This is a genomic window from Streptomyces albospinus, from assembly GCF_014648695.1.
GTDB lineage: Bacteria > Actinomycetota > Actinomycetes > Streptomycetales > Streptomycetaceae > Streptomyces > Streptomyces albospinus.
Genome location: NZ_BMRP01000029.1, coordinates 71606 through 81402, shown reverse-complemented (window position 1 = coordinate 81402; position 9797 = coordinate 71606). Strand labels below are relative to the sequence as shown.

Here is a 9797-nt window from a genome sequence, read left to right as displayed (position 1 = left end):
CGTCAGCACAGCTCGCAGCCGAAGCAGCTTGACTCTTATCCGCGTGGGATGTCTTGTCAGCAAGGACCACGTCTGGCCTGGTGCGGGGCCGTCCACGGCGTCGGGGAACGCGCAGCCGTGCCATCACGTCTGTGAAAGCGGGCGCATCGCCCGCCTGTCCGGCGGTAAGAACGAAGGCCAGCGGCCGACAGCGGTCGTCGGCAGCAAGACGGATCTTTGTGGTGAGCCCGCCCCGGGACCGGCCGATGGCATGGTCGTCCGGCTCGCCGGCCGGGGCCCCTTTTTGCGGGCCCCGGCCGCGTGCTGGTGGGCACGCACGATCGTGGAGTCCACCGAGACGGCCCAGTTCAGGTCCTCATCCCCGTCGGCCTGGGCCATCAGCGCAGTGAACACCCGCTCCCAGGTGCCGTCGACAGCCCACATCCGCAGCCGGTTGTAGACGCCCCGCCAGTTGCCGTACTTCTCCGGCAGGTCGACCCACTGCGTTCCTGTCTGGAACGTGAAGGCGATCGCGTCGATCACCTCCCGGTGATCCCTCCACCGGCCACCCCGCTACGGCATCCGGTCCGGGAGCAACGGCTCGATCCGCGCCCCCTGCGCGTCAGTCAACGGCACACCCGGACAGGCGGAGCAGGGCGCCGCCCAGCAGCGGCCCCGCCCACGCCCCGAGCCCGTCGCCCTGGGCCGCCTCGTCCGCCCGGTGCATGGCCTCCAAGGCATGGGCGGCGACGTCGTTGTCGTCCTGCCCGGTGGCGACCAGGGCCTCGGCGAGAAGGAGGTGGAGGCGGGCGAAGCCCAACGGCGCGAACAGCTCCGCGCCGTGGTCGAGGGCGGCGCGGGTGGCCTGCTCGGCCTGCTGAGGTCGGCCCGGTGCGAGCGAGAGTTCGGCCAGGCGGGCCTCGGCGTCCGCGGCCAACCACGGGACGGCGGCTTCGTGGTACAGCTCGACCGCACGGGCGTACAGCTCCGCGGCTCGTCGCCGCGCCCGGACAGCAGACCGCCCAGGAGGCACGCGGCGTCGGGGATCCGGGACGGCATCCGGGGCACCGGTGTCAAGTTCCGCGTCGGTGGCGTCGTGCTCGACGTGCCCGCCAGGACCTTGCCTGCGCTGGTGGAATGAACGCTTGCCGAGGTGCGGCTGGGTGGCCGCGGTTGCACTTCGGGGGGATGGACGCCGTCCGTGTTCTCGTCCTGTCCGGTGCGGCGGTTGTTCGGGGGCGACCCATAGATGTCAACCAGCGTTGACGCGATCTCTGGTGTCAATGTAAATTGACATGCATGACCGAAGCAACGGATCTTGCCGCGCGGGCGAGTGACCCGGACCCCCGGGCCGGGCTCCGCGCCGTGGCCGCGCTCCGCAGGCTGCTGGAACAGCTCGAAGCCGTACAGGTGCGCAGCGCCCGCGCGAAGGGCTGGTCGTGGCAGGAGATCGCCACCGAGCTGGGCGTCAGCAGGCAGGCGGTCCACAAGAAGCATGGGAGGCGTTGATGTTCGAGAGGTTTACTGCCGGTGCCCGGGCGGTGGTGCGCGATGCCGTGGAGCACGCCGATCGCACCGGCAGCGACACCGTCGGCGAGCCGGAGCTGCTGCTCGCACTGCTGGACCGCACCGGTTCGCCGGCCGCCGCAGCGCTCGACGCGCTCGGCGCTCGCCGGGAGCCGCTGGCCGGGGAACTGGCGGCAAACCGGCGCCGGGCCGGTATCTCGGCGGCCGATGCGGTGGCGCTGGCAGGTCTTGGAATCGACGTGGACGAGGTCGTCGCGCGGGTGGAGCGGGCGCACGGCGCGGGCGCGCTGGCCGACGGGGGCCGGCGCGCCGGGCGCGGCAAGCGTGTGCGCCGGGCGTTCGCACCGGAGGGGAAGGCGGTGCTGGAACGCTCGTTGCGGATCGCGGTCGGGCGCGGTGACCGGCATATCGGCGATGAGCATCTGCTGCTGGCGCTGACCGCCCGGCACGGTCCGGCAGGGGCGGTACTCGCCGGACACGGGGTGACGTTTGACGCGGTGGTGCGCGTGCTGGAGGAGCGGCGGGCGGGGCGGGCGAGCTGAGGGGGAGGGGAACGGTTCGGGGCCGGTCGGGCGCAAAGTGTGCCCGGCGGACGGCCGCAGGGTAGCGACTCCGGCCCCCGGGCCCGGAGTTCCTGGCCGGGCTGCGCCTCGACGGCGCGGCCACTGGTTCCTCCGGCCGCGAGGAGTTGCCTCGTTACGCCTCTGGGCCCGTCTCCGGGCCGTCCGTCCCCTGGTGACACGGCAACTCCCCGATCCGGCGCGGGCCAAGGCGGTGGACGGCGCCGTAGGCGTATCGCGCGGTGGTGGCCGAGCCGTGCTGCTTGCAGGGAATTTCGCGCTCGGTGCTGTGCTTGCGGTGGCTCTGCTCGGCCGGCGCTTCGACTGGTGCCTCGGCTCTGGCTTCTCGCCGACGTCGGTCGAGTACCACGCCCGGGCCGACCTACCCGGCCGCGGCCCGGTCGGCGAGTACACCTCGCAGGCCCGCGGATGCGCGGCTTGGACCGTTGCCGCGCTGCCGGCGACGGTTTGCGGGAGAGCGCGGCCCGGACGGCGCCGACGTCCATCGCCGCCACGGCGGCCGGTGACCACTGCCGGTTGGCTCCATCCGGCGCTGAGAGGACCCGGTGTGCCGCGCCCGCCGGAATGTGGCCGCGGCACGCGAAGGCGCTCGGGCCCGGCTCGCGTAGCCCTGGGTTCGTATGGACGAAGGCGTCCTCGGCGTATGGCGGTAGGTCCGAGTGCCTGGGGCGGCCTCGGCTGTCGGCGGCGTGGGGATGTGGGGATGGGACGCCGGGCTGCCGCCGGTGACCGCGTCGACCACGGCAGGGCTCGACCGGGCTCAGCCGGCTCCGACGGGCAGTGCGCCGATGCGGGTTTCCAGCCAGGCCGGCAGCTCCAACAGCCGGACGCCTTCCTGCTCGTCGGGGTCCGTCCGTGCGACCAGGCAGATCACGTCTTCGCTGCTGTTGTTCACCGGCATGTGCGGGGTGTCCGGAGGAATGTAGATGTAGTCACCTGTGTGCAGCACCACATGCTCGGCCAGGCCCTCCCCGTGCCATACCTCGACCTGGCCGGTCTGGACATGGATGGCCGATTCGTGGCCCTCGTGCAGGTGCGGGCGGCCCCGGGTGCCGGCAGGCATCACCAGCCGGTGGAGACACAGCCGTTGCGCCCCGGCTGACTGGGCGCTGATCCCTGTCCCGAACATGCCGCCCTGGATTCCCTCGTAGAGCCCGGTGCGGACCACCGCGCACTGCTTCTGATCTGCCATGTGCGCAGTACAGCAGCCCGCCGGCGGACCTCGATCAGTTCTCGCCAGGTTGATGTCGGGGGTCGGCCTCATTCCGGCGAACCGGCCGTCATGCGGACGGCTAAAGACGTCATGGCCGACTTCGACGGGACATCCCTGGCCCTGTCACCATCCTTCCGCTTCGGGCCCGCCTCGCCCAGGAGGCCAATCGCTGGCTCGCCATCGTCGACGCACCCATCCGCCTCCACGGCAACGACACCATCGACAACGAACTCGCCCCCCAGCCCCCGACGCCGTACTGTGCCGCACCAACGTCATCCGGCTTGTCCGGGCGGCATGTTGGTACTCGTGGAGGGTTCCACCGAGTTGGTCTTGTCGGCGGACCTCCCGGTGCGCTGGGTCGTTCGCGGTTGAGCTGGTCACGAAGCGGAGCGGGTAGGGCGCGTCGCCCTACCCGCCTCCGTTCGCTGTCCGTGCGATGGTGGGCCACCGATCGGCCGGGTCAGTGGCGCAGCGCGCTGTTGCCGGCCGTGACGTGAACGTAGTCCACGACCAGGGACTGTGGGAACTGGGTGCTGTCGTTGGGGTCACCGGGCCAGTAGCCGCCGACGGCGAGGTTCATGATGAGGTAGAAGGGGTGGCCGAAGACCCACTTGTTGCCGTGTGTGTCGGCGGGGGTGCGGGTCTCGTAGGCGTGGCCGTCGACCGAGAAGGTCACGGCGCCCGGTGACCAGTCCACGGCGAAGGTGTGGAAGTCGTCCGCGAACGCCTGCCCGCCGGGCAGGGTGTAGCCGGCGCCCAGACCGCCGGAGCCCGAGTAGCCGGGGCCGTGCAGGGTGCCGTGTACAGTGCCGGGTTCGAAGCCGACGTTCTCCATGATGTCGATCTCGCCGCAGTTGGGCCATCCCGCCTGGCCGATGTCGCTGCCGAGCATCCAGAACGCCGGCCACATCCCCTGGCCGCGAGGTAGCTTCATGCGGGTCTCGAAGTGCCCGTACGCCTGGGTGAAGGTCTGCGCGGTGGACAGCCGAGCCGAGGTGTACTGGCAACTGCCGTACCAGCACTGGTAGCCGGCCGGGTTCTCCTTGCGGGCGGTGATGACCAGATGGCCTTGGCCGTCCAGTGCGGCGTTGTTGGTTCCGGAGGTGTAGTACTCCCGCTCGTGGTTGTTGACGTTGTCGCCTGTCTCGTAACGCCACTTGCCGCCGTCGACCGCGCTGCCCGCGGGGCCGTCGAAGTCGTCGGAGAAGGTGGTGACGGCGGCGGTCCGGTGGGAAGCCGGGCTGCCGTCGGCCTCGGCCGTGGTCGCCGATGTCCAGCCCGCCGCGAGCATGAGAGCCGTGGCGAGGGCGGCGCGGGTGCGCCGGCGGTGGCGTATTCGGGTACGCGGACGGTCGGGCTGCGGGGGAGAGGCGGCCTGGGATGGCGCAGGGGGAAGGGCGCCTGGGGTGGGAGGCATGGGGGGTCCCTTGGGGTCGGGTTGGCTTGCCGACGTCATGTGCGGCGTGATTCAACTCGTGAACTGATGGGACGTCAAGGGTGCTGGCAGTCTTCAAGAATTGAAGGCATGGAGCCGTATCGGAGACACGGAACCCCGGGAGGGCGGTGCGAGTTGCTCACGTTCGGTCCTTGGCTGCCGGAAAGTACGTCCACGCCGGCCCAGCTGCATATCGATACTCGTGGAGGGTCCGCCGAGTCGGTCCGGTCGGCCCATATCCAGTTGGGCGATCCGGTTGGGGGCGACGATCGGCGAACGGTGCGCGGTAGGCGCGGCGTCCACAAGCTGGTCGACACCGGTCTGTTGACCCGGGAGCGGTACGCAGGCGGCCCGATCCGCAACGACCACGAATACCGACTCACCCAGGCTTGCCTCGATCTCTTCCCGGCCATGATGATCTTGATGCAATGGGGCGCCATCCATCTCACCGACGACATGGCGGACGCCGAACACAAGCCGCTGAACTGGACGCACGAAGTGTGCGGATCGCGCCCACACACCACGCTGACCTGTGGTCGGTGCGGAGACCCAGTCACCGTGTGAACTGTCGACCGCAGCCGCTGACCTCGATCCACCGTGTGAGGAACCTCAGTGGTGGGAGAAGCAGGAAGAGGTGCTTGCTGACCAGCGATGGTGGGAGTTCCTACGCTTCCATCATGCTCGATCGCCAAGGCACTTCTGAAGTGAAGGGCTCCCGCAGGCACGCGGATGAACCAGCGGTGCAGATCTGAGTGGAGCGGGTCCCCGCCAGGGACGTGTGCGACGGGTCGTACGGCTGCCTGGTATGCCCGTCGTGCTGATCCGCGTGAGGTGGGGCAAGCCGTCGGACGCCGACCGGGCTCGGCCGGAGCCGCATCCGGCGTCCGGCCTGAGCACGGCCAAGAGCTGTGCGAGTGCGATGGTGACGAGGACCGGCCAAGGCCGTGGGCCGGGCTTCGCGACACCGCCGGACCCGCCTGTGGTGCGTTGCCGCTGCGGGCCTGCGCCCTGCCCGAAGGCGCCTCAGCCGCCGTTCCGGGTGCCTCCCTTTCTGTTATGCCGTCACCGCGTGGTGGCGCTGCCTGCGCGTGCGGAGTGGATCAGCCTGGTGAGGGGGTGTGGCGTGCAGCGAGCGGAACTGCACGGCATTCTCGATCACGGTGAGCCGGTCCCACGGACAGCAACGGGCAGGCCGAGCGCGAGGAGGGTGAATACTCCGACGGGAACAGGAGGCCGACCTCAGGTGTCGACCACGCATCGCCAGGCTCCCACCGGGGTCCGTTTCAGACGGCGGACCTGGACTCGGCTGTGCGTCGCCGGAGCGCCGGCGTGGTGAGCGACGGCGGAGTCCAGACGCCGTCCGGGGGATAGATGTCGGTTCCGGGCGGCACGATGTCGTCGATCCGGTCGAGGACGTCGTCGTCCAGCGCCACGGAAGTGCCCTTGAGCGTGCTCCGCAGTTGCTCCATCGTGCGCGGGCCGATGATCACCGACGTGACGGCCGGATGCACGAGTGGGAAGGCGATGGCCAACTCGGGCAGTGAGCAGCCCACTTCGTCGGCCACGGCAACGAGTTGCTCGACGACCTCCAGCTTCGCGGCGGTGAGCGGCGCCGCCGGATCGAAGCGGCCCGGGTGCAGAGTGGGGCGTCCGCTGCTCAGATCGATAGCCCGGCCCTTGCGGTAGCGCCCGGTCAGGAACCCCGAGGCCAGCGGGCTCCAGGTCAGCACGCCCATTCCCAGGCGCTGCGCCACCGGCAGCACATGCCTCTCGACGCCTCGGGCCAGCAGCGAGTAGGGCGGCTGCTCGGTGCGGAACCGCTGGAGGCGGCGGCGGTCGGCCACGTGGTACGCCTCGACGATCTCGTCCGCAGGGAACGTGGAGCATCCGAACGCTCTGATCTTGCCCTGGCGCACCAGATCGGTCAGGGCGGAGAGCGTCTCCTCGATGTCGGTCGTGTGGTCCGGCCGGTGCACTTGGTACAGGTCGATCCAGTCCGTTCCCAGCCGCCGCAGGCTGTCCTCCACCTCCCGGACGATCCAGCGCCGCGAGTTGCCGCCCCGGTTGGGGCCCTCCCCCATGGGGAAGTGGACCTTGCTCGCCAGTACCACGTCGTCGCGGCGGCCCTTCAGCGCCTTTCCGACGATCGTCTCCGACTCTCCGGCAGAGTACATGTCGGCGGTGTCGATGAAGTTGATCCCCTCGTCCAGCGCGGCGTGGATGATCCGTACGCACTCGCCGTGGTCGGCATTGCCGACGAAACCGAACATCATCGTGCCGAGACAGTAGGGGCTGACCTCGATCCCGGTCCCGCCAAGAACGCGGTGGCGCATGAACTCTCCTTGGTCGTCGTCACCTTGGGCGCCGCGACCTTACGACTTGGAGTGCGTTCTAGGGCAAGCACGGACCCCTTTCACAGACCGTCTCATGTGGTGGGTGCGACAGCTGTCGGGGTGGGGACCGTTGGACGGTTGGTGTCGGATGAGCCGTGGGTTCCTGTGGGATGTGCTCCCACGGATGGTGCCCCAGGCGCCGACCCGCCCGCAGGGGGCGGGCGACGCCCGGTCGTCGAGCGACCACCATGCGTGGTCTGCGTCAAATTCGGTAACGCCCGGGCTGGTTGCTCCGGAGACAGACGGACCGCGAACATGTGATCACGAGCCCGGCGGCTCGGTTGCCGGGCGATGACGGAACCCGTCGGCATGAATGACCCGTTCGTGGCGGCGGCCCCGATGGGCGGTCGGGGTGCGGCGGAGCGCGATGAGGGCGGCGTCGTCGTCGAGACGTCCGCCGGCGTGGGCCAGCAGGTCGCTGTGGATGTGCTGGAGCAGGGAGGCGGGGCTGGCCTCGGTCCACTGGGAGACCCGTTGCTCGACCGGGTAGAAGCCGCCGTCGGCGTTGCGCGCCTCGATGACGCCGTCGGTGTAGAGCAGCAGGGTGTCGCCGGGTTCGAGGGAGAACACGTCGAGTGTGTAGTTCTCGATCCCCAGGCCGCCGACCCCCAGCGGCGGTGCGGGGTGCAGGGTCGGGACCGTGACGATGTTCCCGGGGCTGAGCAGCAGCGGCGGGGGATGCCCGCAACTGGTCATCCGGGTGATCGGGTCGTCGTCAGGTATCTCCAGCAGTAGGGCGGTGGCGAAGCGTTCCCCGATCTCCTCGGCCGGTTCGAAGTCGGCCAGGTAGCGGGTCACGCTCGTCTCCAGGGCGGTGGCCAGCGCGGGCAGCGAGGTGTGCTGGTGGGCGGCCTCGCGGAAGGCGCCGAGCAGCAGAGCGGCCTCACCGATGGCGCCGAGGCCCTTGCCGCGCACGTCGCCGATCATCACCCGCACGCCGCTGTCGGTGCGGGTGGCCGCGTACAGGTCGCCGCCGATCTGGGCCTCGTCCTCCGCGGCCAGATACAGGCAGGCGATCTTCAGTTGCCCGATCTGCTCCGGCAGCGGCCACAACAAGACGTGCTGAGCGGCCTCCGCCACCGACCGGACCTGGGCCAGCTGGGCGGTGCGCTGCTCGCGCACGGAGGACAGGGCCACCACCAGACCCGTGAGCACCGCGAGGGTGACGATCTGCATCAGGTGGTTCGCGGTGGTCAGCCCGCCGTGGAACAGCGCGATGATCACCTGGGCGGTCAGTGCCACTACTCCGATGAAACCGGTCAGATAGGGACCGGCGAATCCCGCGGTGATCGCCGGGGCAATGACCAGCGCCGGACCCAGGTGGATGTCCTGGGGAGTGCGCAGGTCCACCATCGTGATCACCGCGATGAGCAGAACAGGCAGCGCCAGCAGCGTTCGGCTCACTGGCCGAGGCTGCCGCGGACCGGCACGGTGCGGTCGGGGAACCAACACTTTCCATCGTGCACCGTCCCCGCGCGGCTGACCACCGCGTACGTCCGGGGTGCTCGCGCCAGGGGGCCACCGACCGATGTGCCCAGCCCGGCGGGCTGACCCACGAGAGCGGAATCCACACCGCGAGGTTCCAGAGGCTACCGCCACAAACCCGTTCGTCGCGCCGCGAGGAACAGGCGCGACGTCCATATAGCTGACCAGCGAAGACGCCACTTATCGGGGTGCCGTGTCCGGTTGCCTCGCTGTCCCTCATTGACCGTTGGTCACCGCCCGAGCCGGCATGGAACTGGCACGGTGGTCGTCGCGGCCGGGGAATGAGGCGTTCCGGCGGATGCCTGATCGTGGTGTGCCCGCGGGCACTGCTGTCGGCGTCACGCGGACTGCTCGCGTTCACGGTGCGCGGATCTGCCGTCCGATGTCAGGAGACCGTGACGGATGCCGTGCGCCCCTTCGGGGCTCATCGCCGAGGCCGAAACGACTGACCTCGACGGATCCCCTTCACATGGCGGTCGGTGCGTACCCCCTGCGGGAGGCGCACCGGCTGTCCCGTGTTCGGCTCACTGCACTGGATATGCCGCCACGCTCAGCCGCAGGGTGAAGACCGGCGCGCGGACCGTGCCCCAGGTCACGGTCACCGCGCCGGTGCGCGCAGCTCGCACGGTGACGTGCGTGGCGCCGTTCCGGCTGGTGGTGGTCGAGGTGACCATGGCCGGCATCGGGTTGCCGCTGTGCGGCTGCGGCCAGGTGGTCTCCGGAACGGGGCTTCAGAATCACGGCCACTGTCGCGCAGGGGCGGAGACACGGGTCCCGACGGAGGCGTCCCCAGGCCGTGGGTGACGGTGGCGGAGCCGGCGACACATTCCGGTGGCGCGGAGGCCGTCCCCTGGGGACATCGGGGTTCCCGCCTGGGGAGACGAGGTCGGCGTCCCGGTGAGCGGATCGGCGGAAGGGTGCGGCGGTGCCGAGTGCGCCTGCGAGTCGCCGCCGACGCTTCCGCAGCCAGTCAGGACACCGGAAGCGGCGACCAGGACAGCTCCGAACCAAGGCCAGGCCGGCTCGTACCACATGCTGCGTCTGCTGTGTTCCATCGCTACACCCGCCCCTTCTGCCATCGCACACCACGGTGACGTCCTGGTCTACGTTCCGTTCCTGGCCGTTCCCGCTCGGATGACGTGGGGTGCGTTCCAGTAGGTACGGGAACGCACCCCACGTGAGGG

The 9797-nt window shown here is 70.1% G+C and carries 9 protein-coding genes and 2 pseudogenes; 4 read left to right on the top strand and 7 right to left on the bottom strand.

The window, feature by feature from the left end:
- Window positions 1–615, bottom strand: a pseudogene (locus tag IEZ17_RS43105) (IS5 family transposase); the annotation flags it as partial.
- Entirely contained in the window at window positions 602–1012 is a 411-nt protein-coding gene (locus tag IEZ17_RS29970; RefSeq protein WP_189305574.1) for a hypothetical protein, read from the bottom strand. The gene IEZ17_RS29970 and the pseudogene IEZ17_RS43105, both read right to left, overlap by 14 nt.
- A gap of 266 nt (window positions 1013–1278) precedes the next feature.
- On the opposite strand from IEZ17_RS29970, the gene IEZ17_RS29965 reads away from it, so the two are divergent.
- On the top strand, window positions 1279–1488 hold the full coding sequence (locus IEZ17_RS29965; protein WP_189305572.1) for a helix-turn-helix domain-containing protein: 210 nt from the start codon (window positions 1279–1281) through the stop codon (window positions 1486–1488).
- On the top strand, window positions 1488–2048 hold the full coding sequence (locus tag IEZ17_RS29960; RefSeq protein ID WP_189305570.1) for a Clp protease N-terminal domain-containing protein: 561 nt from the start codon (window positions 1488–1490) through the stop codon (window positions 2046–2048). Before IEZ17_RS29965 ends, IEZ17_RS29960 begins: the two co-directional genes overlap by 1 nt.
- 799 nt (window positions 2049–2847) lie before the next feature.
- On the opposite strand, the gene IEZ17_RS29955 is transcribed toward IEZ17_RS29960, so the two are convergent.
- Window positions 2848–3279 (bottom strand): cupin domain-containing protein, encoded by a 432-nt coding sequence (locus tag IEZ17_RS29955; RefSeq protein ID WP_189305568.1) that lies wholly within the window; start codon window positions 3277–3279, stop codon window positions 2848–2850.
- Window positions 3280–3372: 93 nt separating this feature from the next.
- Here IEZ17_RS29955 and IEZ17_RS44640 point away from each other — a divergent pair.
- Window positions 3373–3574 (top strand): annotated as a pseudogene (locus IEZ17_RS44640) (DNA helicase); the annotation flags it as partial.
- A 186-nt stretch (window positions 3575–3760) separates the two neighbouring features.
- Here IEZ17_RS44640 and IEZ17_RS29950 read toward each other — a convergent pair.
- Window positions 3761–4636, bottom strand: coding sequence for a glycoside hydrolase family 16 protein (locus IEZ17_RS29950; protein WP_373299986.1), 876 nt, complete (start codon window positions 4634–4636; stop codon window positions 3761–3763).
- 234 nt (window positions 4637–4870) lie between these two features.
- Here IEZ17_RS29950 and IEZ17_RS29945 point away from each other — a divergent pair, with 234 nt between their 5' ends.
- Entirely contained in the window at window positions 4871–5299 is a 429-nt protein-coding gene (locus IEZ17_RS29945) for a winged helix-turn-helix transcriptional regulator (RefSeq protein ID WP_189305565.1), read from the top strand.
- Between the two features lie 719 nt (window positions 5300–6018).
- Here the strand turns inward: IEZ17_RS29945 and IEZ17_RS29940 are convergent.
- The 3 genes from IEZ17_RS29940 to IEZ17_RS29930 all read right to left on the bottom strand — a co-directional run bounded on the left by IEZ17_RS29940 (window position 6019) and on the right by IEZ17_RS29930 (window position 9287).
- Window positions 6019–7068, bottom strand: coding sequence for an aldo/keto reductase (locus tag IEZ17_RS29940; protein ID WP_189305563.1), 1050 nt, complete (start codon window positions 7066–7068; stop codon window positions 6019–6021).
- Window positions 7069–7389: 321 nt separating this feature from the next.
- Complete coding sequence (locus IEZ17_RS29935; RefSeq protein WP_373299983.1) at window positions 7390–8532, bottom strand: PP2C family protein-serine/threonine phosphatase; 1143 nt, start codon at window positions 8530–8532, stop codon at window positions 7390–7392.
- Between the two features lie 605 nt (window positions 8533–9137).
- Window positions 9138–9287, bottom strand: coding sequence for a hypothetical protein (locus IEZ17_RS29930; RefSeq protein ID WP_189305561.1), 150 nt, complete (start codon window positions 9285–9287; stop codon window positions 9138–9140).
- Window positions 9288–9797 lie beyond the last annotated feature (510 nt).